This window comes from Deinococcus arboris (assembly GCF_009755355.1).
GTDB lineage: Bacteria > Deinococcota > Deinococci > Deinococcales > Deinococcaceae > Deinococcus > Deinococcus betulae.
In genome coordinates, this window is the sequence record NZ_WQLB01000021.1 from 23,059 (window position 1) to 47,290 (window position 24,232).

General features: G+C 56.6%; 19 protein-coding genes, 1 tRNA gene and 1 pseudogene. 7 read left to right on the forward strand and 14 right to left on the reverse strand.

All coding sequences use genetic code 11. From position 1 onward, the window contains the following. The first annotated feature begins 95 nt into the window (after positions 1-95). Positions 96-170, forward strand: a tRNA-Glu gene (locus tag GO986_RS14515). A gap of 71 nt (positions 171-241) precedes the next feature. Here GO986_RS14515 and GO986_RS14520 read toward each other — a convergent pair. From GO986_RS14520 to GO986_RS14535, 4 genes are all read right to left on the reverse strand, one after another. Continuing rightward, positions 242-1,108: a hypothetical protein gene (locus GO986_RS14520; RefSeq protein WP_157460031.1), complete on the reverse strand. Its 867-nt coding sequence runs from the start codon at positions 1,106-1,108 to the stop codon at positions 242-244. Then, positions 1,054-2,418, reverse strand: coding sequence for an O-antigen ligase family protein (locus GO986_RS23485; RefSeq protein ID WP_369409397.1), 1,365 nt, complete (start codon positions 2,416-2,418; stop codon positions 1,054-1,056). Before GO986_RS23485 ends, GO986_RS14520 begins: the two co-directional genes overlap by 55 nt. A 234-nt stretch (positions 2,419-2,652) precedes the next feature. Continuing rightward, entirely contained in the window at positions 2,653-3,546 is an 894-nt protein-coding gene (locus tag GO986_RS14530) for a dTDP-4-dehydrorhamnose reductase family protein (protein ID WP_157460033.1), read from the reverse strand. Next, positions 3,543-4,787 (reverse strand): glycosyltransferase family 4 protein, encoded by a 1,245-nt coding sequence (locus GO986_RS14535; protein WP_157460034.1) that lies wholly within the window; start codon positions 4,785-4,787, stop codon positions 3,543-3,545. Before GO986_RS14535 ends, GO986_RS14530 begins: the two co-directional genes overlap by 4 nt. Before the next feature lie 412 nt (positions 4,788-5,199). Here GO986_RS14535 and GO986_RS14540 point away from each other — a divergent pair, with 412 nt between their 5' ends. After that, entirely contained in the window at positions 5,200-6,999 is a 1,800-nt protein-coding gene (locus tag GO986_RS14540; RefSeq protein ID WP_369409391.1) for a polysaccharide biosynthesis protein, read from the forward strand. A 196-nt stretch (positions 7,000-7,195) separates the two neighbouring features. Here GO986_RS14540 and GO986_RS23000 read toward each other — a convergent pair whose 3' ends face one another. Together GO986_RS23000 and GO986_RS23005 are read right to left on the reverse strand one after the other, a co-directional pair. Further along, positions 7,196-7,582 (reverse strand): transposase family protein, encoded by a 387-nt coding sequence (locus tag GO986_RS23000; protein WP_369409392.1) that lies wholly within the window; start codon positions 7,580-7,582, stop codon positions 7,196-7,198. Positions 7,583-7,590: 8 nt separating this feature from the next. Further along, positions 7,591-8,034, reverse strand: coding sequence for a transposase family protein (locus tag GO986_RS23005; RefSeq protein WP_369409393.1), 444 nt, complete (start codon positions 8,032-8,034; stop codon positions 7,591-7,593). An 83-nt stretch (positions 8,035-8,117) separates the two neighbouring features. Here GO986_RS23005 and GO986_RS22620 point away from each other — a divergent pair. Continuing rightward, positions 8,118-9,088 (forward strand): annotated as a pseudogene (locus GO986_RS22620) (IS630 family transposase); the annotation flags it as partial. 347 nt (positions 9,089-9,435) lie between these two features. Here the strand turns inward: GO986_RS22620 and GO986_RS14555 are convergent. The 8 genes from GO986_RS14555 to GO986_RS14590 all read right to left on the reverse strand — a co-directional run bounded on the left by GO986_RS14555 (position 9,436) and on the right by GO986_RS14590 (position 19,883). After that, complete coding sequence (locus tag GO986_RS14555; RefSeq protein WP_157460036.1) at positions 9,436-10,998, reverse strand: hybrid nucleoside-diphosphate sugar epimerase/sugar transferase; 1,563 nt, start codon at positions 10,996-10,998, stop codon at positions 9,436-9,438. A 5-nt stretch (positions 10,999-11,003) separates the two neighbouring features. Next, complete coding sequence (wecB, locus tag GO986_RS14560) at positions 11,004-12,125, reverse strand: non-hydrolyzing UDP-N-acetylglucosamine 2-epimerase (RefSeq protein WP_232337820.1); 1,122 nt, start codon at positions 12,123-12,125, stop codon at positions 11,004-11,006. Between the two features lie 5 nt (positions 12,126-12,130). Next, entirely contained in the window at positions 12,131-13,165 is a 1,035-nt protein-coding gene (locus tag GO986_RS14565; RefSeq protein WP_157460037.1) for a polysaccharide biosynthesis protein, read from the reverse strand. A 2-nt stretch (positions 13,166-13,167) separates the two neighbouring features. Beyond that, positions 13,168-14,211, reverse strand: a complete 1,044-nt coding sequence (locus tag GO986_RS14570; RefSeq protein WP_157460038.1) for a glycosyltransferase — start codon at positions 14,209-14,211, stop codon at positions 13,168-13,170. A 98-nt stretch (positions 14,212-14,309) separates the two neighbouring features. Beyond that, entirely contained in the window at positions 14,310-15,488 is a 1,179-nt protein-coding gene (locus tag GO986_RS14575) for a glycosyltransferase (protein WP_157460039.1), read from the reverse strand. Next, on the reverse strand, positions 15,485-16,795 hold the full coding sequence (locus tag GO986_RS14580) for a hypothetical protein (protein ID WP_157460040.1): 1,311 nt from the start codon (positions 16,793-16,795) through the stop codon (positions 15,485-15,487). Before GO986_RS14580 ends, GO986_RS14575 begins: the two co-directional genes overlap by 4 nt. Continuing rightward, positions 16,779-18,227: a lipopolysaccharide biosynthesis protein gene (locus GO986_RS14585; protein WP_157460041.1), complete on the reverse strand. Its 1,449-nt coding sequence runs from the start codon at positions 18,225-18,227 to the stop codon at positions 16,779-16,781. The genes GO986_RS14580 and GO986_RS14585 overlap by 17 nt, the downstream gene beginning before the upstream one ends. Before the next feature lie 27 nt (positions 18,228-18,254). After that, positions 18,255-19,883, reverse strand: a complete 1,629-nt coding sequence (locus tag GO986_RS14590; protein WP_157460042.1) for a polysaccharide biosynthesis tyrosine autokinase — start codon at positions 19,881-19,883, stop codon at positions 18,255-18,257. Positions 19,884-20,131: 248 nt separating this feature from the next. Here GO986_RS14590 and GO986_RS14595 point away from each other — a divergent pair, with 248 nt between their 5' ends. The 4 genes from GO986_RS14595 (at position 20,132) to GO986_RS14610 (ending at position 24,157) form a co-directional block, all read left to right on the forward strand. Further along, on the forward strand, positions 20,132-21,190 hold the full coding sequence (locus tag GO986_RS14595; protein WP_157460043.1) for a glucose-1-phosphate thymidylyltransferase: 1,059 nt from the start codon (positions 20,132-20,134) through the stop codon (positions 21,188-21,190). Between the two features lie 179 nt (positions 21,191-21,369). Then, positions 21,370-21,975, forward strand: coding sequence for a DUF177 domain-containing protein (locus GO986_RS14600; protein WP_157460044.1), 606 nt, complete (start codon positions 21,370-21,372; stop codon positions 21,973-21,975). Next, the gene (gene moaC, locus GO986_RS14605; RefSeq protein ID WP_439648714.1) at positions 21,972-22,448 is read left to right on the forward strand and encodes a cyclic pyranopterin monophosphate synthase MoaC; all 477 of its coding nucleotides are present in this window, start codon (positions 21,972-21,974) and stop codon (positions 22,446-22,448) included. The genes GO986_RS14600 and moaC overlap by 4 nt, the downstream gene beginning before the upstream one ends. Before the next feature lie 65 nt (positions 22,449-22,513). Continuing rightward, positions 22,514-24,157 carry a polymer-forming cytoskeletal protein gene (locus GO986_RS14610; protein WP_232337815.1) on the forward strand — a complete coding sequence of 548 codons (1,644 nt, stop codon included), beginning with the start codon at positions 22,514-22,516 and terminating at the stop codon, positions 24,155-24,157. The last annotated feature ends 75 nt before the right edge of the window (positions 24,158-24,232 follow it).

Below are 24,232 nucleotides of genomic sequence, written 5' to 3' on the forward strand. Positions count from 1 at the left end.
CCAGAAAACCCAGTATCTTTCTGTGCGTGCCGGAAACGGCGCCCCTTGAAAGGCAGTCAGCGGCGGCGAAAGCCAAAGCACAACTGAAGTGGTGTGGCCCCATCGTCTAACGGTTAGGACACTACCCTTTCAAGGTAGCGATACGGGTTCGAATCCCGTTGGGGTCACCAGAATGCTCGCCTCTGCAATTGCAGAGGCGAGCGCTTTTGTATGGTGTATTTCTCCAGCGTCTAGCTGTTCCTCATTTTAAAGATGCGTTGGAGGCCGGAAGAAACTGTACCCGCTCGATAAAAAGGTTTCGGTACTTCACCACACGGCCAGCGAAATTTGTGACAGCCAGATGCACAGCGGCTGTACTCTCCAGAGGGAGGCGCAAAGAAACACGGCCCCGAACTTGACGGTCAAGCAAGGTACGTTTGCCTTGTGTTATCCGGAACTGTGGACCAGCGCCATTGACGACAGGGCCACTGACAGTCAGATAGAGGACGCCAGGCATGCAGGGTTCTAGGCGCTGGCCCCGTAGGTCGTGAACAGCACCTGTAATCGAGCCACTAAATTCAACTCGCTTATCGCGTATTAAAGCAGACGCGCAACGCTGCTCGCCTGCAAGTATCAGCCGCTCAATGGTAAGAATGCGGTAAAGAGCGTCCGTCTCGTCATTGGGAAAGGCCAGAGTCACCCGGCCGTCTTGCCCAACCGGAATAGACAGCGTCTGTGAAGTGTGGACGAGGACTTCACGTCTGGTCTGTGTGGTCTGAGCAATCAGTAGGGGGGCGCCGCCGTTACTGGAGAGCTCACCACGTGCCTTGAGAATCAGCCGGCCAGGCTGACAGTACGACAGCTCCAGAACACCTGGAATAGCAAAAAAGCCGCGCTCGCCCGTCCATTCGCCGGGCAGTGCAGGGGGGAAGGCACTGGTAAACCTTACTTCTCCGGCCTGACAGGGAACGGCGATCTGAGCAGCCACCAGCGGTGGTTGCTGTGGCAGAGAGAACAGTCCTAAGCCCACTAAGCCCAGACTCATCAGAAATCCAAACAGAGGCCAGTGCCGCATCATGGCCGCACCATTACGTTCCAGGTGGTAGCCGCTATGGGTCGCGTCCGCCAAGGCACACTTTTTCCGAGCCAAAGCCGCAGTTCGAGACGGTAGACCTGCCCACCACTGCCGCCTACTTGACGGTGGCTGGGCAAGGGGCCAATCAGCCACTGCCAGTCTGGGTGTGGCACTGCGGTGGAGAATGACCGAGTGGCGATAGTCACGCAACTTTGCTGGCAGGCTCGCAGCTGCACCCTGTATGTGCCGGAAGGTGCGCTAAACCGGGCTGCCGCTGCGTAGGGTTCATCACCACGCCACTGCTCAGGCGCGACAAGGCCAGTGACGCCCAGTTGACGACCTGGCTCGACAGGCAAAAACTGTGTCCAGAGGGGAAACGACATGATGAGCAGAAGCGCGCCGCCCCAGCCCGCCGTGGCCGGCCAGGAAACAGCTGGGGCACGTGACAGCGCGCTGCCAGCCGCTAGCCAGAACACCACAGAAAAAAATGGCCCAGGCAGGAGCGTTACGTTGTCGGTCAGGTCGCCCACAAGCAGGGCGAAGACCATCGCGACCACCATTGGAGAGCTAGCTCTCGCTGCGACCAGCACCCCGCCCAGCAACAGAAAAAGTCCCGCTGTGCCTATTAGTCCGGTCTCACCCAGGGCCTGAACCGCTCCGTTGTGGGCAAACACCCACATGTTATTGATCTGCTCCAACGCGGTGGGACAACCGACTCCGCGCACCTCCAAAGCCTCGAACCACGTGCAAGTGTCACCGGGCGGCGCAATACGTGGTCCCAGCAAGAGAGTTCCAGCGCCGCCCCACGGCAGAGCCTGGGCCACACTGAGAGCGTCGCTCCAAATGAGATCACGACCAGTTAGATCGAGCGTGATCAGGCGCGTCAACGGCTGATCTTGAAGCCGTCCACCCAGTACCACCAGCGTAGGCAGAGCCGCCAGCAGTGCTAGCGGTAAGGCTCGGCGCAGCCACGCGCGCCGACTGCCCAGCATCAGCGCGGTGCCGACTAGCGCAACAGCTAGCGGCCCCCGGCTGCCGCTCAGAAGGACTGTTAGCAGCGCCAGGCCACCCAAGGGCAGCCGCCAAAGCAGTCCTGAGCGCCAGGATTCGCCGGGCTGCACATCCATAGCCAACCAGATACCCAGAGCTCCAGCAATGCCCAGCGATACTGGGGGAACATAGGGATGACTTAGGCGCAGTTGCGTGAGTTCCCAGCCTTGCAGCGCCAGACCACTGACCAGCGCTGTCAGGTATACCACTATCAAGCCCCAGCGCAGAACACGGAGCTGTGAGGGTCCTCCCAACGACGCGCCCAGGCCCAGAAGCCCCAGTATCAGGCCTGCGCGCGAAAAACTCGTCCCCATGGCCAGCACCGGTTGGGGGCTGAGCAGCCCCGCTAACACCTGAGTACCGAGAAAGACTCCACAGAGCAGCAGCGCTGCGCGCGGTAGGTCACGCCAGCGGCGCAGACCCAACAGACCGAAAACCAGCAGAGGCGGGCACACGGGCAACAGGGCCAGCCAGGCCAGCCACCCCCGGCGGGCCGAGAGATCATTGGCTGTGACGGTCACCCGCCAGAATCCTCGTCGCCTAACACGTCAGCGCTGACCAGCAATCAGAGGAGATTGCCGTTCATCAGCCATTTGCTGCTGCGCTATTTCCTGAATCATGGCAGGCCAGGCAGGCGGCTGATACTGAAACTCCTGACGAAACCGTGTGGAATCTAGACTGCGGTCAATCGTCACTTGATCGTCGGCGGTGATTTCTAGGGAGAGCCCATATGCTTCACGAATCAGATACAGCAGGTCATACTTGTTGATCGGCTCACTGGACACCTGATAAAGACCAGCCGCCTCCGGATGATGGATTAGAAGCCGCTCAATGACGCGCGACAGCTCTAGAGTCGTGAAGCCGCTGAAAATCGCCTGACGAAAACCCTTGACCTGTCCCTGCTGAGCCAGTACCCACTCTAACAAACTAGTTTTGCGAGCAAGTTCCGGTCCAATAATTGAAGTTCGTAGGGTCAGAGTGTGACTGTCAGCTACCTCCCCCAGATATTTGCTACGCCCATATAGGTCTTCCGCGTCTGGGAAATCTGTTTCCTGATACATGCCTTTGCGCCCAGAAAAGACGCAGTCGGTGCTTAGGTGAACGAGCCGAGCACTGCAGAGCTGGGTTAGCTCGCTCAGGCGGTGTGGCAGAAGCGAGTTAATTTCCAAACTGGGAATACTTTCTTTGGCCGTGTGACGCTGCTTCACAATGCCAACAGCATTGATAACCACCTCGGGCCGGAAATCGGCCATCACTTCTATGAGCCGGTCTCTAGAGCGTACATCAATGCCTGTATATGTCCGCTGACGTTCAAACAACCCGTAGCTTTCGTAAGCCGCAAAGTCTTGACGAACTGTGACCCGCACGTCATGGGTATCGCGCATGTACCGGTAAAACTGGTGCCCGAACATGCCGTCCCCACCGAGGATAAGTATTTTCATGCTTGATGCTCCTTTGCCGCGCGCAAGCTGAGGTCGCTGAGTACCACTGTTAATTGTCCCAAAAGATATTCACGCTCGAAATGGCGCAGAAAGTAACTTCGTCCGCGCTGTCCCATCGCTTCCCGCTGAGCGGCTGGCAAAACGGCAAAGGTCCGAACCGCCTGAACTAGTGCTGCTGGGTCTTCGGGCGGCACCGTTAACCCTGCGCCGGCGTCTGTGGTCACGCGCGCGCCCTCGCCCTTGAGCATGGCCAGCACTGGCCGAGCACAGGCCAGATAAGACTGCAATTTTGAGGGAATGGTAGCTTCGAAGGCCAGGTCATCTTTCAAGCTCACCAGCAGGGCGTCGGCGAGAGCGAAGAAGCGCGGCATTGCCTCTGCTGGATAGCTACCCAGGAGATGAATCTGGCCTTGCAATTCCCGGCGTCGAATTTCCGCTTCCAGCCAAGGCCGCTGCCGTCCATCACCCAGAATCAGCCAGCGCACAGGCTCACTGCGTAACTGCTCTGCTGCACTCACCAGGGTTTCAAGGTCCTGGCTCACCCCCAGATTGCCAGCAAACATCAGATTCAGTGTGCCGTCTTGCGGCACCAATTGCCTTTCTGGCGCATCTACTGGAACAATCACTGGGCGATAAAACGCCTCCGCACTGTTGGGCAGATACTCGATTCGGCTCAGTGGTACGCCGTGAGCGACCAAGGAACGCGTGAAGGCTCTCGACTGCACCAGAAGCGCGTCACACCGGCTATAAATCCAGGCGACCATGCGACTCACCAGACTCAGAATTTGCTTGTTGCGCACCGTGCCAGTGGCCGTGAGACTTTCTGGCCATAAATCCTGCACCCAAAAGGCGACCGGCGCACGAAAGACCCGGCGCAGTAAGGCGGCTGGGATTCCGACAGTAACAGGTGAGGGTTCAAAAACCAAAATCACATCGGGTTTTCTGATCAGAAAAGCCCCGATTAAAGAGGCGCTCAAGGCAAAAGACAGATAGTTCAGCAGCAGCCGCCCTCCTTTGCCATGCCCACGGGACACCAGTGGCACGCGACGAATCTGGATAGCACCTAGCCGCTCTGTCTTGGGGCGGACTGACCTATAGCCTGCGAAAAATTGCCCTGAGGGGTAATTAGGAAAAGCAGTGAGCACTTCAACCTGATGTCCGCGCTCCTGAAGCCCCTGTGCCACGTCATTGATGCGAAAAGTTTCAGGCCAAAAATACTGACTGAGAATCAGAACCCTCAAAGAGCTGTCCCAGAGAACAAGGTGCGTGCGTGAACCATGGCTCCTAATTTACCTGCTAGTGGGCGGTAGTGACGAAATACTTCTACAACATCGCGTTGAAACAGGACACTGACCTTTTCTTCGATTACTCTGACAGACGCTATGTCCATGGCTGCGACACCTAGAATCACGATTGGAAAGAGTGCACATTGATTGGCATCCTCCACCCCCGAGCTACTGAGCCCAGTCCAATGACTCAGCCTGAACCCTATATCTGGCCAGAGTCTAAGCTGGTCTGCAGCAGGGTCAGCCTCCCAATCTTGCCGACTCTCACACTGTCAGCTGGGTTGTCGCATCACACGACAGAAACCTAAAGTGTTCCCTGACATCCCCAGGAAGTGAAAGGACTATGACGTCTACACTCAGCAAGTTCGTGATCGACCTCGCGTTATGGTTATTGGCCGCCCTACTGGCTTATACCTTCCGAACGCCGTCACTTATTCAGGGGGGCGCACCCACCACCATCTGGATTTATGCACTGCTGAGCATACTGATTATGGGCTCAGTCATTCTGTATTACCGTTTGCACCGCCAACTGTGGCAGCGCGTTAGCGTGCCTGACCTCCTTACTTTGGCTCGCGCCGTTACAGCAGCTACACTCATTATGTTTGCCTTGGGCTTCATCTTGCGCGACTGGTTGCAACTGGCACGAAGTGTGCCGCTGCTGGCCGGCGCATTGGGTTTTCTCCTGATGGGCGGCGCGCGTCTTCTGTTCCGCATGGTGAAAGACAGAGTGCGTCAGCAAGGCTTACCACAGCGTCAGCGCGTCCTCATTGTGGGAGCAGGCGAAGCCGGCGCCCTAATTGCCCGGGAGATACAGCGTCATCCCGAATCTGGCCTACAGGCTATTGGCTTTCTTGACGACGAACCCAGCAAACATCAGCAGTCTCTTCTGGGTTTTCCGGTATTTGGTAAGGTGGACGACCTCTTGGAGGTCGCACACCGCGAAAAGGCACAGCAAATTTTGATTGCTGTGCCTTCAGCAGAGGGCAATTTTATTCGCCGCGTCGTTGAGCTCGCGCAGACCGCCAAATTGAGCTACCGCATCATTCCGGGGGTCTTTGAGATTCTATCCGGCAATGTCACCATCAACCAGATCCGGGAAGTCAATCTTGAGGATCTGCTGCGGCGACCGACAGTTCAATTAAATACAGCCGAGATCGCAGGGTATCTCAAAGAACAAGTAGTGCTGGTTACAGGCGCCGGGGGCAGTATCGGTTCCGAGATTGTCAGACAGATCTGTAGTTATCAACCAACGCTGATTTTGCTGATAGGCAGAGGCGAAAACAGTATCTTTACCCTTCAGCAAGAATTGATCCACACTCTTCCACACATTCGACACCTTGGCCTAATTTGTGATGTGAAAGACAAAGCAAGGTTGCGCGCCCTTTTCGAAGAATATCGGCCTAGCGTTGTATTCCACGCGGCGGCCCACAAGCACGTGCCACTAATGGAGCAGGCTCCGTCAGAAGCCATTTTGAACAACGCATTGGGTACTGCCAACGTCACGCAGCTCTGTATAGACTACCGCGTCAAACGTCTTGTCAACATTTCCACTGATAAGGCCGTCAATCCCACAAGTGTTATGGGCGCGTCTAAGCGAGTGGCAGAAATGATTGTTTCTGCTGGGGCTGAACGGGCTGCACAGGAACAGGCATTCGTATCAGTGCGCTTTGGAAATGTCCTGGGCAGCCGTGGCAGTGTGGTGCCGACATTCATGAAGCAGATTCGGGCCGGTGGGCCAATTACAGTCACCCATCCCGATATGGTCCGGTACTTTATGACCATTCCAGAAGCGGCTAGATTGGTCTTGCAAGCGGGGGGCCTAGCAGAGAACGGCAAGGTCTACGTCCTAAATATGGGCAACCCAGTTCGTATTGCTGATTTAGCGCATGACGTAATTCAACTCTCCGGTGCTCAGCACGTTGAGATCGTGTATAGCGGCGTGCGCCCTGGCGAGAAACTTTATGAGGAACTGCTGACCAGTAGTGAGGGGACAGACTCAACCTCGCACCAAGAAATCTTCAGCGCGCGCCTGGATAGCATAAATCCAGACGATTTGACAGAAGAATTGTTACGGCTTCAACACTATGCCGAGCAGCAAGATCACGCCGCCATTCGCCTTAGTCTGGCACGCCTGATCCCAGAGAACAAGTTTGGCAGTCTCGGTTGATTTGGCGGTAACGGGCACACACACCACAGGCCAGCACAATGACACCAGCAGGAGCAGGGCCTGTCAAAGACGGATGCCGGCCCCGCTTCGCATGGACCAAATGGTTTCTGCACCCGCTTACGCCGGCAACCTTCGGAGCAGAATGGGCCTTTCAGTAAAAGAAGCGTGGTGACTTGCAGTAGACCTCCTGCGAAAGTCATGGGAGAGTTGCTGAGGAGTGATTACAGAGGGCAGCAATGAGGTGTGCACGCAAAGCAAAGCGCCGTCTTCGATGGCGATAGATCTCTTTGAGCACGCGGAAGATTTTCAGCTGCCGGATCACATGCTCGACCCGCAAGCGAGTGGAGGTCAGCACGCGGTTTTCATGCCGTTCGGCTGCACTCAGCGGCCTGTTCTTCGAGGCTTTGTGCGGTGTGATGGAATGGCCGTGCTCAGCCCAGATGCCCTGGTAGCCCGCATCGCCAATCAGCGCGGTCTCGCGGTGGAGACGAACCTTGGAGTGCCGGTAGAGGCTCAGGTCATGCATGGACCCGAAGGCGGTGGCAACACACATGATCATGTGTGTTGCCACGTTGATCACCACCTGGGTCTTCAGGGTGTGGCGTTTTTTCTTGCCGCTATACCAGGGTCGCTGCTTTTTTTGGGACGCTCACAAGGCGTTTCGGCCGCGTCAACCGCGATGATCTGGAAGACGTTCTCTTCTGCTCGGAGTGTCTTTTTCCCTGGGAGCCGAAACTGCGCACTGGCGATCAGGGCGGCTTCGACCCGTTCCACCGTGCGCTGCACGGTGGTTTCATGGATGCTCCAATCGTCGCCCAAGTGCGCAAAGGTCCGGTACTCTCGCCAAAACTCCAAGGTGAGCAGCAGTTGTTCAGCAGGGCTGAGGGCAGCAGGTCGCCTCGATGTCTTCTTGCGCCTTTCCCGCTCGACCAGAACAGCTTCCATCAGCACGAAGGTTTCCGGATAGATTCCCGTACGACGTTTGAATCGACTCCGACTCATCTTCAGGGTGCGCGCCAAACGCTCGCGACTCACTCACCCAGCATAGTCCGGCACTTTCGCAGGAGGTCTAGTGTTATATTGATAGCGGCGTAAGTATGGGCTGATAGGCTGGCGGCGTGGCCGAATGGCATCCTTCCAAGTACTCCCGTGCCCAGCTGGAAGAACGCCGGCTGGCTGCGACGCCGTGGCTTCAAAAGGGCCAGCATTCACAGCAGGAGATTGCCCAGCACTTCGGGGTTTCGGTGCACACCGTCAGTAATTGGAAGAAACGCCTGAAACGCATAGGGAGTCTTCAGGCCACGGTGACGACCGGACGGCCTTCTCGACTCACGGCCACCCAGCTCGAGCGCCTTCGCACCCTCCTGCGGGAGGGTGCCTTGCAGCACGGCTTCCCCGACGAGACGTGGAGCACTAGGCGAGTCACGGACCTGATCGGGCGGCACTTTAAGGTGTGGTACCACCACGACCATGTCCGGAAAATCCTTCGCCAGTTGGGCTTCACGCCTCAGATGCCAGATGGACGGGCGGCTGAGCGCAATGAACTCCGGATCGCGTCCTGGCGGGAACAGGTGGCGCCGGAGTTGGGAAAAAAGGTCACTGAGGGCGCGACGCTCGTCTACCTGGATGAGGTCGGCTTCTCCTTGAAAGGTGTGTGGAGACGGACGTGGTCGACCAGGGGCGTCACGCCCCTGGTCACGCTCCCGGCCAACTGGGAGAAACTCTCGACCATTGGGGCGATCACCTCGGACGGGAGATTCTTCCAGCACACGAAATCAGGGGCGATCCGGAGTGGGGAGGTCAACAGGTTCTTCCAGCATCTGCTGCGCCATGTCCAGGGGGAGATCGTGGTGGTGCTGGACAACGCGAGTATTCACCGCTCCAAAGTCACCCAGGCGTTCGTGGATCTCCACGAACGCCTGTCACTGGTGTTTTTGCCGCCCTATGCCCCGGAGTTGAACCCAATCGAGCTGGTGTGGGCGTATGTCAAACGGCATGTACCTTCTGTGCCCGCTCGGTGGCCGTGCTGAAGGCGAAGCTCGTGGTTGCCTGGCAGCGGGTCCGATACATTGACCTGCCTCGCCAACTGATGAATTCCAACTTATGCCGGTATCAATATCTGGCTCGGAAACACATTGCCCTAGCTCTTTCAGTTCACTCGGGCAACTACGGTTTAATGCGGATGTCGTCTACTTCGTCTATAAATTGGCACAGTGCCTCTCTTGCACACGCCAAGCCAGTTAGCTCCTTATCCTTCCGTTGGATTGAATCGTTTTTGTAAACGATGGGGTCGGAGTTCATACTAAGCTGATCAAACTGGCAGGACAAGAAAACAGACTTGACTCTTTACAGAGTCATGTCACCACGACACCATTATCTTTTGACATTGCATTGTGGAAGCGCCCAGAGTGCAAGGAGATGCCGACCTCCTTACGCCTAGTATGTTCCCCTCCCTCTAAATACGCTACGCAGGGTAGACCACACAATAAGCAAATCAGTCAGCAAATCCACATGCCTCAGATAGGTGACGTCTCGCTTGACCTTCTCTTCGTCGGCTAAGTCGTCGCGTCCAGTGACTTGAGCAAGCCCAGTGATACCTGGAGGCAACTGATCGACCCCGTGCGCTGCCCGTCCACTGAGGACTGGAATTTGGGTCAATAGTGCAGGCCGCGGGCCAACAAAGCTCATCTCGCCGCGCACCACGTTCAGGAGTTGAGGCAACTCGTCAAGACTGGTGCGGCGCAAAAACGCGCCAAAGGGCGTTACCAGGCTTAGCCCCTGACGCCGCATGTCTTCTGTTGACAGCTCCGGCGCACCGGCCCGCATAGTCCGGAACTTGAAAATCGTATACGGCCGGTGTCCACGTCCAGCCCGAGTTTGCAAAAACAACACCGGCCCCGGGCTGGTTACCCGGATACCTAGAGCAATCAGCAGCAGCACGGGCAGCAACCACAGCAGCAGTACACCGGCCAGGAGCGGCTCAGTAACGCGGCGACCCTTGAGATACACCCGTTGCCGTATGGTTAATCGCCAGGGCTGGGCAGTGGGCTGCGGCGTCACCAGAGCTCTTACTGTGGCGCTAAGGCCTTCTTGTGCAGTAAAAGGGGGTTGCCATCCTAGACGGCGCAGGCGAGCAGAGTCCACTTGTAAAGAATCGGTCAGCCGCTGCACCATGGCCTGACGTCCCAGCAGCTGACCAGCAAGCTTTAGGGCGCTGACAGAAAGAGGCCACAGCCGCGCAGAGCGACCCAGCGACTGAGCCAATCCCCGAACTACATCGGGGGTTGAGAGATCCTGTCCGTCTGTGACGAAAAACACCTGCCCGCTAGTACTTGATGTACCCAGCATAAATGCAATGGCGTCTGCAAGGTTACCTACATACACCATACTCCTAGCGTTCTGAACGGCAGCTAGCGGTAGAGGAACTCCACGGGCAACGGCCCACGCCAACTGTAAGAAGTTGGCCTTGACGCCCGGTCCATAAACCAGAGGGGGCCGTAAGATACTGACAGACAAGCCAGTCTGGGCACCCAGGATGAGCAGTTGCTGCTCTGCCTCCCATTTGGACTGACCATAAGAGTCGGTGGGCACCGGAAGGTCATCCTCTGTTAGTGGTCTCACACTGGCCTCACCGTTGACCTTAACAGAGCTAAGATAGACAAAGCGGTGGACTCCTGCAGGGGCAGCGGCGCGTGCCAGTGCCACAGGAGCTGCCGTATTCAGGGCACGGTACGCTGACAACGGGTCAGAGAGTTCATCGTTCATGACATGAACCCGGGCGGCCAGATACACCACGTGGCTCACGCCGTGAAGTAGGGGAAGCCAGTCTATCGCGCCGTTCAAATCTGCCAGTGGCTGGTGGACGACACCGGCTGGAAGATGGTGCCCAGTGCGGGACGCCGCTATGACCTGGTACCCCCGGTCCAACAACACCTGGCAGAGTGTTCGGCCGACGAAGCCGCTGGCGCCGACAACCAGCACCGTTTCAGGTTGGGACATGTCCTTTACGCCTTGTGCCACACGTACCGGTTAACATAGTCTGTATAACTCAAAATCAGGCGCAGCACTTTGTCCGAGACGTTGGGCATACTGTAATCCGCCACCAGCCGCAGGTGCCGGGCGTCATCCCGCCCCTGACTGTCAAGCACAGCGACCGCCTGCACCACTCGCTCAGGGTTCAGGCCAGTCATTATCACTGCAGTTTCTTCCATGCCTTCAGGCCGCTCGTGCGTGTCACGCAGCGTCAACGCTGGGAAGTTCAGAATAGAAGCTTCCTCACTGATAGTGCCGCTGTCAGACAACACAGCCCGCGCGTGCATTTGAAGATGAACGTAGCCGAAAAACCCCAGTGGTTTCATGATTTCCACTCTGGGGTCAAAGGTGAGACCCGCCGCCGCAATTCGCTTCTGAGTACGAGGATGTGCTGAGAAGATAATCCGCTGTTCGTACTGCTGTGCTAGGGCATTAAGAGTGGCAGCCAGCGCAGCCAGACGCTCGGGCGCGTCTACATTCTCTTCTCTGTGAGCACTCACCACGAAATACTCACTGCGCTTGAGGCCCAACTCAGTCAGAATGGCCGAGGCATCAATTTGATTGCGGTAGTACGAAAGCACTTCAAACATCGGACTTCCTGTCTTTATGACCCGGGCCGGGTCAAAGTTTTCCCTCAAAAGATTCTCGCGCGCAATATCACTATAAGGCAGATTAATATCGCTTGTGTGATCAACAATCTTGCGGTTGGTTTCTTCAGGGACACGCTGGTCATAACACCGGTTGCCCGCCTCCATATGAAAGATAGGAATCTTGCGCCGCTTGGCAGGGATAGCTGCCAAACAGCTATTTGTATCTCCAAGCAGCAACAACGCCTCTGGCTGATATTCTTCCAAGAATGGATCAACCTTGATAAGCACCTGGCCTATCGTTTCTGCGGCGCTGCTCCCAGCAGCATTCAGAAAGGCGTCTGGTCGACGAACACCCAGTTCATGGAAGAAAATCTCATTCAGCTCGTAGTCAAAATTCTGACCGGTATGAATAAGCACATGATCGGTGTGCTTATCTAATACAGCGATAACGCGGGAAAGTCGGATGATCTCTGGACGAGTGCCCACAACAGTCATCACCTTCATGCGTTTCACTGGCGTCCCACCAAAGTCAGCTCGCGCTGTACATCAGGCAAAGACAATAGCAGTTGTTCTATCTGAGGTACTGTCAGACGCTCAGTATTGTGTGAAGTGTAGTCCTCCACAGCTTGCTCGTCGGGTTGACCCTCGGTGAAGTATTTTGCGTAATTCAAATCCCGATCATCCATGAATACACGCAGATAGTCGCCCATATCTTCGGCCCGCATTAGCTCGCCGGCCGTAGTCAAGGTTTCAAAGAGTTTCTCGGCGTGGCGAGTGCCAATGACTTCAATCGGCACGTCAGATTTGAAAAGATTTTTCAGCGCCTGAGCAAGGTCCTGAACTGTGCTAGCTGGCGCTTTTCGCACAAAGATATCGCCCTGCCGAGCATTTTGAAAGGCAAATAAGACCAGGTCGATAGCGCTGCGCAATGACAGCAGAAACCGGGTCATCTGTGGGTCAGTGACAGTTAGTGGTTGACCCTGTTTCATCTGATTGATAAACAGCGGAATCACCGAGCCACGTGAATACATGACGTTGCCATAGCGCACACAGCTAATCTTGGTCTCACCTTCATTCAACTGTCGAGCCGCTGCTTGCGCTACTTTTTCCATTAAACCTTTGGTCATACCCATCGCATTGACGGGCAGCACAGCCTTATCCGTACTCAAGCAAACCAAGGACTCAATCTGATGATTAATAGCAGATTCGACCACATTGTGTGAGCCGACCACATTCGTCATAAGCGCCTGCATAGGAAAGAATTCACAGGAGGGCACTTGCTTCAGAGCAGCAGCATGAAAAGCAAGATCAACTCCTCGTATAGCCTGATCTACACTGTCACGCTCACGAACATCACCAATATAGAAACGGATACGTGCATCTTTCAGTTTTAAGCGCATCAGTTCTTGCTTTAATTCGTCACGACTAAAAATGCGAATTTCCTTAACATCGGTTTCGCGGATTACGTCTAAAAATTCGTGACCGAAAGACCCTGTACCGCCTGTTATGAGGACGGTCTTACCTTTAAAATCTTGAGCGTTCATTTTTAACCTCTTCTGAATGGTTGAGAGAAAAGCTGAAGGTTCTGTTCACGAACCTCCTCCTGGCCTTCTACTGCACGTGCATAGGCAACACACCGTTCAGCCCTGACCTGCCGCTCATCAGCGGAACAGTGCAACAAAGCTTCAATGGCCTGGGCAAATCTCTTGGGCTGATTGAGGGGTATGACATAGCCTATGCCAGCTTCCTCTAAATCTTGCCAGGGTGTTTGATCACTGAGAATTACGGGCGTTCCTGCCGACAGTGCTTCAGGAATAACATGGCCGTAATTTTCGCCTTGGGTGGGAAAAAGAAACGCGCTGTATTTAGCGAAAGTAGGGCGCACCTGGTCATATTCTAGAAGACCACAATATTTCACAGTTATATGCGGTGGCAAAGCGCTGATCTTCTGCCGACATAGTCTCCAATAGGCTTCATCCTCAATCGGACCATAAATGTCTAAGCTGACCTCTTGCTTGCACATCGCAAGACATTCCAAAGAATAATGTAAGTTCTTTTTCGGAGTGATGCGTGATATGTAAGCTAAGTCATATAAGTGATCCCCCACTACAAATTCGCCCAACATAAAAGGGTCCGGTGCCACAAAAATATCCTTTACATTTCCAATAACATGCCTAATATCCTCTAATTCATGAGAAGTTGAAGCATGCCAATAAATATTATCTAATATTTTCATCTTATTTAAGACTACTCTATATATATCTTTTTTCCACTTTTTTATAGAATACGCACCAAGAGAAAATTCACCTCGCGGTGCTAAAATGAGCTGCATCTTTATAACACCTAAGCGACGTAATAGTAGAAATGAGAAGCTTAGAGGCGAGAAGAAAGAATTTAGATATACTGTTCGCGCCCCAGAGATTTGGGCATATTGCATTAAGTCCCGCAGAGATAGTTCCGGCTCATCTAGGTATAGGACGTCAGCCTGCCCCACCCGCGTCACTTGCCCTGCTGGTAGATGTTGGTAGACCGTTCCATCAATATCTTTGCGGCGCGTTAAAATGAGGAAGCGTAATTGGTCTCCCAGCAAGGTCGTGAGGTTAGCAATAGTGGTGACTGGCCCACCAGCCTTATGGCCGGGCAAATAGTAATCTAGTACTATTAGAACGTCATAGTTCAGTGTTGTCTTCAAAGGAAGCCTCTCAGGAAACCCAAAATACGTTGGCCTTGAAATGACCAGGCCTTCTGCTTGTGGACGAACGTTTGTGCGTTTTGTGCCCGTAAGCGGGCCTCTTGATTTGAGATCATCACCTGCTCAATGGATTTTGCCAATGCATCTGGAGATTCGTCAGGTATCAGATGCAGAAAGGGTAGATAGTCCTTTGGTAGGCTTCTAAAGTGCGTTGAGACAACAGGCAGGCCCAGAGCTAGATATTCGATGAGCTTGGATGGAAAAACATACCGGCTGTCAAGGCGTTTATCGCTGCGGTGATTCACTAATACGTCACTGCGTGCATAGAGTTGACGCAGTCCATCCATATCCAACAAACCGTGATACAAGATGCGACTATCGCGCGCGGCCGCAGTCTGCACAGCGGTCTGAAGTCGGCCTTGACCTGCCACATGTAGGCGGACATTTGCAGGAAGCCAGGCCAAAGCGTCTATCATAACGTCCACACCATTGTAAGCTTCCAGAGCACCTGCAAAAACAATGTTGAATGTGTCATCACTGGCTACTACTTCCGGCGCATATTGCTGCTGCTGCCAGTTCAGTCCACCTTCTACCACCAGTGTGGGCCGGTCAGGCATCAATTCACGGCTAATGAGTTCCGTTCCTACCACAGCCCCAGCCAGCTTTGGTAACACGCGACCAGCCCACCAGTATTCCCCCCGCTGGAACAGGCCATTGGCAACAGTGGCCCCAGGAACATCGACATCGTAGACAACTGGAATGTAAGGAATTCGCAGAACTTTGGAAAGTACGATGAGGGGCGCCGCCACAAATGTGTTGACGTTATAACTCATCAGAACCTGGGGCCGACTACGCCTGCTGAGAGCATAAGTGCCAGTCAGGATGCCCCCTGCCAGCGAGAGCTGTTTTGCGTAAGGCAGATTGACGAAGGAAATGAGGCGCTGCTGATGCCTTCCACCCAGCCAACTTCCCTGAATCCACAGTTGTTTCCCTCTAGGAAAAGCAGGAACAGGTTGAAAGCCAAGCACGGTCAATTCGGCTCCCTCATCTGCCATGCCGTCAAGCAAACCTTGTTGCGCCAGATTGCCTGCTCTTGAAAAAGCAGACGTACGGTACATGGCTGTGTCAGGTACGACACTGCCAACAAACAGAATTTTGATGGGGCGTTGCGTCATGTCAATCTCCGACTGGCCATAGTAAAGCGTATACCCTGACGGCTCACGGCCCACATGAAGAAAATGGCGAGATACGTCCAGAGCGCTTCACCACTCTGTCCTATCTGATTATTCGACGAGAAATAGAACAAAACGGTGACGTGCAAGGCAACAAGATTCAGAGCCCAAATATTTCTAGATTCTATAGTGTCACGCCAAGTCGTGTAGAGGACTATTCCAAACAAAATGCAGAACAGAGGAATTCCCCAAAATCCCAGATCGGAAGCAAGCCAGAGATACATAGATGACCAGTACCTCTCCTTTAGCCAGCCATATTTCTCTATCCTCGCAGGATAGGTTTGTTCTTCGAAATCATGTATGCCCGTAAGGGTCTCGTACTGACGCAAAATGAATGGAGATGTCCCCAAACCATATAGAGGTATGAAAGGTTCACGCAGAGCCAAGCCCATAGCGAAATAGCCTTGGGTAATGTAGTTTGAAAGGCCGACTACTAGTGTTCGACTTGCCTCCGGCACTGCTTGGAGCAGCGCATTCTGTGGGTCTACCCGTGTGTTGCCCGGCGGAAAATAGCCAGAAACAATGGACGAACCTGCCCTCGAACTCATGGTGGCCGAGAAGAAGCTAGTGAAAATGCCTGCCAATACCAATATCAAGAGAACGCCAAATACTATACGCCTTACGGTAAGCTTAAGAAGTCCCGCAGCTACAGCAGTTAATAAGAGAATAGGTATAGTGACGGCATAATCACCTATTGCTTTATTCGTACCCATGGCCACAAACAGAGCGATATTCATCATAATTAAGATGACAGACCAAAATCGGGTCTTCCGACCAATCTGATTCCAGTAAAATATAGATAGAGGAAAGTAGATGTAAATTAGGGGTCCTAGAAAAATGCGGATATATTCGATGACAGCTCCCGCACCCGTTTCTCTATAAATAAGCGAACGAGCATACGCCTCACCAGGTGCTCTAAGCCCTCCAAAAAAGTCAGGAAGGAGAATCCCTGTACGCGCCAGAGAAGTTAAAGGGAAAATAAGAAAGTTAACGATTAAAGATATCGTGAATACCTGGCGCAGATTTACATCTTGCTTAATAGGTTTGCGATAAAGGACGTGTGCAATGACGTATCCTAATGCAATTGAAGATTGATAAAGCAGAGCAAAAAAGAATATCTCATTGCTATTCTGATTATAGTACTTCCATGGCCCGAACCGGAATAGTAATATAGTCAAAAGCAGATATAGCTCAAATAAAAGGAGTGGCGCCATGAGTTTTAGAAATGACAGCCTACTCACTTTTCGCATCCTTATTGTTTATATAGAGCTGAAGTAGCAGTGAGCCAACAAGGACAACAAACACAGCGAACGACCATTCTATACTCCGTTCTCTAATAAAACCCACTATCACCAAGGCCCCAAGCACAAGTAGCCACTGTCTGTCAGGAGTGTTCAGACGCGTAGCGTTCCTCGCGGACATAATGAGCAGACTCAGCATAGCGACGCACAGACCAATCAGAAGCAGCCCACTCACGCCAAATGCTCGCCCTAACACCAATACTAGGCTTACTTTCACGAGTGCCTCAACCATGAGCACAGCGAACGCCAGCCGAGACGGCGCCATGGCGCGGTTAAGGGTATTGTGCAGATAGGACCGTGTAGTCAAAAACATCTGGATTGCCATGAGGGTATTCACTGCGCCGCCCAGGTAAAACTGGGGGCCAATCCACCATCCCACAAACCACTCGTTTAGCACCACGAAGCTTCCACCAAGTGCCAGCGATAAGACACTATGCAAGTGCAGCAGCCGGCGGTAAGCAGTCTGGCTGCCGTCTGCTCCATGCCGTGCAAAGAGGTGTGCAAAGCCCGCGAAATTGGCCGCCCCTAATGTCTCAATAACGCTTCTGGCTACATCGGCTGTTCGCCTCATGGTATTGAACTGTGTTGCGATGTGGGCACCGAACAAAGACCCCACAAGAAAATTATCGCTCTGATTGCTGACGGCGTACCCCAGCGCACCCAGACCACTGTAAGGCATCACCGCCAGGCCTTCTCTGAGCTGGTGGCGGCCTGGCGGCGCCATACGCACCAGCCGCTCACGCTGAAAGAGCCCGAAGGCGATTATCCCTCCTATCAGCCCTATCAGTGCCCTAACGAACATGCCATAAGCAATGGCCCGAATGCCAGCTCCATGCAGTAGAGCCCACCAACTCATACCCATGCCCAGGACACTGCCACAGACCACAGCACCCATGGTGATCAAGGGAGCCTGTAAGGCCCGTGCGAGGCCAGTGAACGCATAGGTCACAATCGTAAGCGCCACTGCCCACAACCCCCACACAAAGGCTGCCGCCAAGTCACTTTTCGCGGCATTATCTAATTGAAAAGGTTGGTATACGAGGTCTGCTCCCAGAGAGCCGATGACAACGACGACGACGGCTAAGGTAAGCAGAAGGACCAGTGTGCTGGAAAACCAAGCACTCAGCTCCTGCGAATCTTCTTGAGCATAAGCTGTACTCATCTTCTGAATCGCATAATTGGTCAGGCCAAAATCAAAAGCCTGAAGCCACAAGAGCAGGTCCCCTGATGCTACCCACGCGCCATTAAGTTTGGTTCCAACAGTACGAATCAGAAGTGGCGTAAGAAAAAGAAGTTGAAAAGTCAGGACCGAGAAGTTAAGAAGTGTGCCGGCAAAGGTAATCCTTGACGCCCGACGCAAATGGCGCTCACTAATGGTCATTGCACTCTGGTCCCCGTTGGTATAGCCTCACGCCCTTTCGGCAGGGCTGTAAGAGTAAGAATAATTGTAAGTGCTCTCTTCACGAAGGTTAGCTTTATTAATCACCGAGCCAATTACCTTGAGGCCGGCCCGCTCGGCTCTTCTTAGCGCGTTCGCAGCGCCGTGAACGTTTGTCTGACCATATTCCACAACCATAATTACAGCATCTGTGTAAGGGCCTAGAACCAGACCGTCAGCCAACGCCAGGAGCGGCGCCGTGTCAATCAACACCACATCGTAATATTGCCGCCACAGCGCCAGCGCCTGTGCAATATCTGCTTGGTTAAATACGCTCAAACTGTTGGCCGTTCCAGGCCCAGCAGGCAAAACATCTAGGTTGGGCTCGACTTGCAGGACTTCCACTTCGTGCGGTCTAAGCAGTCCCTCCTGGGTGGTGCGGATACCACCACTACTCCCCAGGACTTTCCACGCGCCAGTTTCGTCGTATTTCTTCCAGACAGCGGCCTGAGTCCCCCGGCGCAAATCAGCATCCACAATCAGGACTCTCTGGCCACTGGCCGCCATGCCATCGGCTAGGGTAGCAGTCACACTGCTTTTGCCTTCGCCAGGAGCCGTACTAGTAATCATGATCACAGGCTGCGGACGGTTGGCCAGAGCGGCCATCAGATTCACCTTCAGGAACCCTACCGCTTCGTATAGACCAGCCTGCCGTGCTGCCCGAACAATGCCGCGCAGCAGAACGTCCCGCTGCCGCATGCGTGGCAGAGTGGCAAGTGTGGGAAGGCCCAGAGGCAACAAGTCCTCTTCTGTCCTTACAGTCCGGTCCGATACACTGACCAGGCCAGCCCCAGCTACGCTGAGGAGAAGACCAACCAGGCCTGCTAGCACGGCATTTCGCAGCGGTTTAGGTGAAACCGGGAGTCGCGGCGTTTGGGCTGTAACCAGCGGTGCCAAGACACCAACAGCAGAATTTTCCAATATGGCCAACTGAACGCGGCTGTCCTGAATACGTGCCCGACGAGTAGAGAGAGTTTGCCGCTCCGCAACGCTCAGGGCCCCACCATTAAGTTGAGTGGTGATTTCATCAAGCTGCGCATCAAAGCCTTGCAAGCCACGCCTGATGGTCGTAAGGCCTCGGCCACGGTCCCAATCCACTAGCGCCTCGCTGGTGAGATTTGCCAAGGCCTGCGCCGCTTCTGGAGTGCGTGCTCTTGAGGACACAGTGTAGGTTCCATTACCACTAAAATCTAACCGGGACGTCAAACTCAGGGTTCTCAATTTTTGATCCTGTATTTCCCGCCTGATACCCTGCACAAGACGTGCGCGCTCTTCTGCAGGAATAGTGTCGTCCTGTTCTAACAAACGAAGAACAGGGAATAAAATTTGCTCACTTTGAAGAGCCTGCGCCAAAACACCCTCTGGCAACGGCGGCGCACTGACAGTCGCTTGACCTGCCACTGTATCTGGCGTTGTTGAAGTGTTGCTGGCAATTAGGGTAGCCGCCGATTCATAGGTGGCAGCCTGCTGACGACTGAAGGCAAAGGAGGCCAAAGCAAGCAGGGCTGGGATGGCAAGTACCCATATCAAATTGCGTTTAAGGGCCCGCCAAAGAAAGCTAATGTCGATCTCTCTGATTTGAGATTCCTTGTTATTCATACCCTGCTCCTATAAAAAACCGTCCGCTGCCCAGAAATACTTTCTGAGAAGGGACGGCTCTATGTGCTTCTCAAACGTCACGCCGCCCTATAATAATCCCAAAAGATGACTCAGTTGATCGCGCGCGGCGCAAATTCGCCTCATTAAGCCGCCGCTGATGATTGGGTGTGGTCTCTCTGGCCCCAATGCTGCGCGCCACGGCGCCTCAGTACAGAACGCGCCCTGTGAGGGTGATCTAGAGTAAGCTCATGAAAGCCATCATCCCCGCTGCCGGCCTGGGCACACGTCTACGTCCCCTAACCTACACCCGGCCTAAGCCTGTGCTGCGCGTGGCGGGCAAGCCCATCATCCAGCACGCGCTGGAAACGCTGCAAGCAGCGGGGATCTCTGACATCGGCATCGTGGTTTCTGATATTACCCGCGACGAGATTCAGCACGCCATAGAACATGTCTCGCAGGTCAGGGTCACCCTGATTAACCAGCACGAGCAGCTCGGCCTGGGCCACGCTGTGCTGACGGCCCGCGACTGGGTAGATCAGGACGACTTCTGTGTGTATCTGGGCGACAACCTCTTTGAGTTTGGGGCGGCGCCCTTTGTAGAGCGCTTTCAGGCCGAGCGCCCCAGTGCCCTCATTGCCCTTGTGCAGGTGGAAGACCCCACCGCCTTTGGGGTGGCCCAGTTGGACGGCACCCGCATCACGCGGCTGGTCGAGAAGCCCAAGAACCCGCCCAGCAATCTCGCCGTGGCCGGGTTGTACTGCTTTACACCTGAGATTTTCTCTGTACTAGACGGCATGCCGGCCTCGGCCCGTGGTGAATACGAGATTACCGACGGGATCCAGGGATTGATTGAGCGGGGCTGCGCCGTGACAGGGCAGGCCGTGAAAGGTTGGTGGAAGGACACGGGCCGTCCCGCTGACCTGCTGGACGCCAATCGCCTACTGCTGGAACGCACCGAAACCAACATTCAGGGTGAGGTCAGCGCGTCGCAGATTACCGGCCGCGTGGTCATTCCCGCCTCGGCACGGGTCGTTCGCAGCAAGATTGTCGGTCCCGTCATGCTGGGGGACAACGTGGTCATTGAGGACGCCTACATAGGACCTTTTACGAGTATTGGCGACGGCAGCGTGGTGCGCGGCGCCGAGGTTGAGCACAGTGTAGTGGACGAAGGTGCGCGCATCGAGAATGTGAACCGGCGGCTGCAAGACTGTCTGATTGGCGTGCGTGCACAGGTGCGCGGCGGGCACACCATCCCGCGCGCCCACAAGCTGACCATCAGCGACGCCAGCGTGGTCGAGCTGGCCTGAACGCGGTGGACAGTGCTGGCGGGCAGGGTTCATCCGCCGGTTCACACCCAGCGGCCAGCGGGGCCGCCGAGACTGAGGCTGCCGAGCGGCTGTCAAGCTCCGCTCGGGTTTCAGGTTCCGGGGCCGGGCACCGTGCCGCCGCCAGGGTTCTGTGAGCCTGGGCGCTCTATCATGACCGCATGACGGATTCACCTCGAATTCACCTGGGGTCGGTGCTGCGCGCCTCTTCGGACGACGCGCATGCCCAGGGCACCCTTGATGACCTCCAGTATGAGCAGGGCGGCGAGAAGCTGACCTTGCGCTTTGCCCAGCCCGCACCGTTCGAGGTCAGCGTCAATGCCCTGGGCGGCCATGAGCTCTACTTGCAGGGGTCCTTCGAGCCGGTGGTGGTCATGGAGTGTGCCCGTTGCCTGCGCGACGTGGCGGTGCCCCTGGACCTGACCCTGGGCACCCTGATGCGCCACGACCCCAGCGCCGACGCGCCTTACCTGGAAGAAGCCGAGTCCGGTGAGGAGGTCCTCGTCTTCAGCTCACCGGAGCTGGACCTAAGCGCCTACCTGGCTGAAACCACCCTGCTGGCCGCGCCGCTGAGCGTGCTGCACGACGAGGCGTGTAAGGGTCTGTGTCAGGTGTGCGGCCACGACCTGAATGAAGGGCCGTGCGCCCACATGGCCCAGGTCCCGGTTGAAGAAATTGACGACGCCCTGGGCGCCCCCGAAGGCTCACTGCACGCCAAGCAGAACCCGTTTGCTGCCCTGGCAGACCTGAAGGTGCCCGAGGAGTGACCCAGCTCACGCACTTTCAGGGGGGGCAGCCGCGCATGGTGGACGTGAGCGACAAGGCGGCCACCGCGCGCGAGGCCACCGCCGAGGCGTGGGTGCGCCTGCCGCCCGAAGCCCGACTGGCCCTGGAAAGCGGCGCGGGCCCCAAGGGCGACCCGCTCGTGGTGGCCCAGCTGGCCGGGTTGGCCGGCAGCAAACGTACGGCCGACCTGGTGACCCTGTGCCACCCCATCCCGGTCACGGGCGCCGAGGTACGCGTGACGCTGGAAGAGGGCGGCGTGCGGGTGTGGGCGCGGGTCCGCACCACGGCCCCCACGGGCGTCGAGATGGAAGCCCTGACTGCCGTGACGGTGGCCGCCCTGAACGTGTACGACATGCTGAAAGCCGCCAGCAAGGCCATCGAAATTAGTGGCGTGCGCCTGCTGAGCAAAACCGGGGGCAAGAGTGGACCATATACGGCGTCAGACACCTTCTGAACGGGTTGCCGGTCTGAGGCGACACGGCGGGAACCTCTGGCGACCTTCCACCGTAGAGGGGCCGTATGGGCGCGGAGACTGACATGTTCAGGGCAGGGCCGCCGTGGCTCCGCCTCCTTCACCAGGAAGCGGACGGTGACCTGACGCCCGCAGAGGCGGCGCTCCTGGCGGCTGTGCCGGACCAGACCGAGGTGGCCCGGCAACGGGACCGGCTGGCCGCAGCGGCCCACGCCCTCACGGTGCTCCCTCCCCTGCCCCGCAGTGTGGCAGCGGCGGTGGCCCAGGACATCCGGCTGCACGCGGCGCTCCGAACCCCTCTGCCTGTGGCCCCGACCTCGGTGGCGGCAGCCGTGGCAGCCGAGGTGAAGCTGGACTGTACGCTGGCGCTGACCGCCCCCCCAGCCCTGCCGCGCAGCGTGGCCGCCCAGGTCTCGCAGCTGGTGAGGGTCAGCCACGCCCTTCAGACCGGCCCCGCGCTGCCGCACTCGGTGGCGCCACAGGTGGCCGCCGAGATTGCCACTGCCGCGCGGCTTCAGGCCGCCGCACCAGTCCTGCCGCGCAGTGTGGCCGCGCAGGTCAGCCAGCGCCTGGCCGAGGAGCAGGTTCTGACGCGCACTGGCTCCGCGCCACTGCCTGTGCCCTCTGCCGCCGCCGCACTCATTGGCACGCAGCGCAACCCTGCGCCCCTGATCCTGGTGGGGTCGCTGCTGACGGCCCTGACGGTGCTGGCGGTCTCCAGCGCCTGGCCCAACCTGACGGCAGGGGCGCTGGTGCTGCAAACCCTGCTGGCCCAGGTGTCGCCGCTGGCCGGGGTGGGCCTGGGGCTGGCCCTGCTGACCAGCCTGCTGGTGGCGTGGCGACCAGTCCCGGCGGCGCAGCGGTACGGAGGTCTGGCCTTTGCCCTGAGCGCCGTGCTGACCCTGCCGGCCCTGTACGCGGTCACCCAGAGCGGCACCATCCGCTTTGGGGAGGATGTGGTCGTCAGTGGTCCGGTGAGAGGCAACGTGATTGCGGTGGGCGGCAACGTGGAGTTGCAGCCCAGCGCCCAGGTGTCAGGCGAGGTGGTGACGCTGCTGGGCGACGTGCGCCGCGCGGCTGGGGCCCGCGTGCAGGGGCGCGTGAACGCCCTGCTGGGCCACGCCCCTGGTGACCGGGAAGCCCTGGAAACGCCGGTGCCGCCTGGCCTCGGGGCGGTGACGGCCGCTGCTTTCCGGCCCGTGCTGGGCTGGCTGGGCGGCGCCGCCTGGCCGCAGGTGTTCGTGACGCTGACGGGCGGCGCCCTGCTGCTGCTGTTTGTCTCGGGGCTGGCGCCTCTACTGGCCCGCCGCCAGCGGCACGCCCCGGTGCGGACGCTGGCGCTGGGCGTGCTGGCACTCTCGGCCCTGCTGGGGCCGGCGGCAGGGCTGGCGCTGGTGGGGCTGCTGGGGCCAGCCATGATTGCGCTGGCGCTCTCGGCGCTGCTAACGGCTGTGGGCCTGAGTGTCAGTGCCTACGACGCCGGGCGGGCGCTGGCCGTGCGCGCCCGGCTGCCCCTGCCGGATGTGGTGGGCGCCATGCTGGGCCTGAGTGCCGTGGCCGCCAGCATCAGCCTGCCGCCGCTGGCGTTCGCCGCCGCGTTGGTGGGCGGCTGCTGGGGTGCAGGAACCCTCCTGCTGACCCGCACCGCCTCTGACACTGAGGCGCCGGCCCCACTGCCAACGGCGGCCTGATCAGAGCGCTAAAACAGGAAGACAGGCAGGCCAAGGCTGAACCCGACAATTCTGTTCTGAGGTCTAAACAGGGCA

Excerpts from the sequence above, each read along its gene's own strand:
- GO986_RS14555 (WP_157460036.1), bottom strand. The coding sequence starts at position 10,998 with ATGTCCCAACCTGAAACGGTGCTGGTTGTCGGCGCCAGCGGCTTCGTC.
- GO986_RS14580 (WP_157460040.1), bottom strand. The coding sequence starts at position 16,795 with ATGCGAAAAGTGAGTAGGCTGTCATTTCTAAAACTCATGGCGCCACTC.
- wecB (WP_232337820.1), bottom strand. The coding sequence starts at position 12,125 with ATGAAGGTGATGACTGTTGTGGGCACTCGTCCAGAGATCATCCGACTT.
- GO986_RS14610 (WP_232337815.1), top strand. The coding sequence starts at position 22,514 with ATGGGCGCGGAGACTGACATGTTCAGGGCAGGGCCGCCGTGGCTCCGC.
- GO986_RS14600 (WP_157460044.1), top strand. The coding sequence starts at position 21,370 with ATGACGGATTCACCTCGAATTCACCTGGGGTCGGTGCTGCGCGCCTCT.
- GO986_RS14595 (WP_157460043.1), top strand. The coding sequence starts at position 20,132 with ATGAAAGCCATCATCCCCGCTGCCGGCCTGGGCACACGTCTACGTCCC.
- GO986_RS14565 (WP_157460037.1), bottom strand. The coding sequence starts at position 13,165 with ATGAACGCTCAAGATTTTAAAGGTAAGACCGTCCTCATAACAGGCGGT.
- GO986_RS14575 (WP_157460039.1), bottom strand. The coding sequence starts at position 15,488 with ATGACGCAACGCCCCATCAAAATTCTGTTTGTTGGCAGTGTCGTACCT.
- GO986_RS14590 (WP_157460042.1), bottom strand. The coding sequence starts at position 19,883 with ATGAATAACAAGGAATCTCAAATCAGAGAGATCGACATTAGCTTTCTT.
- GO986_RS14585 (WP_157460041.1), bottom strand. The coding sequence starts at position 18,227 with ATGACCATTAGTGAGCGCCATTTGCGTCGGGCGTCAAGGATTACCTTT.
- GO986_RS23485 (WP_369409397.1), bottom strand. The coding sequence starts at position 2,418 with ATGGGGACGAGTTTTTCGCGCGCAGGCCTGATACTGGGGCTTCTGGGC.
- GO986_RS14530 (WP_157460033.1), bottom strand. The coding sequence starts at position 3,546 with ATGAAAATACTTATCCTCGGTGGGGACGGCATGTTCGGGCACCAGTTT.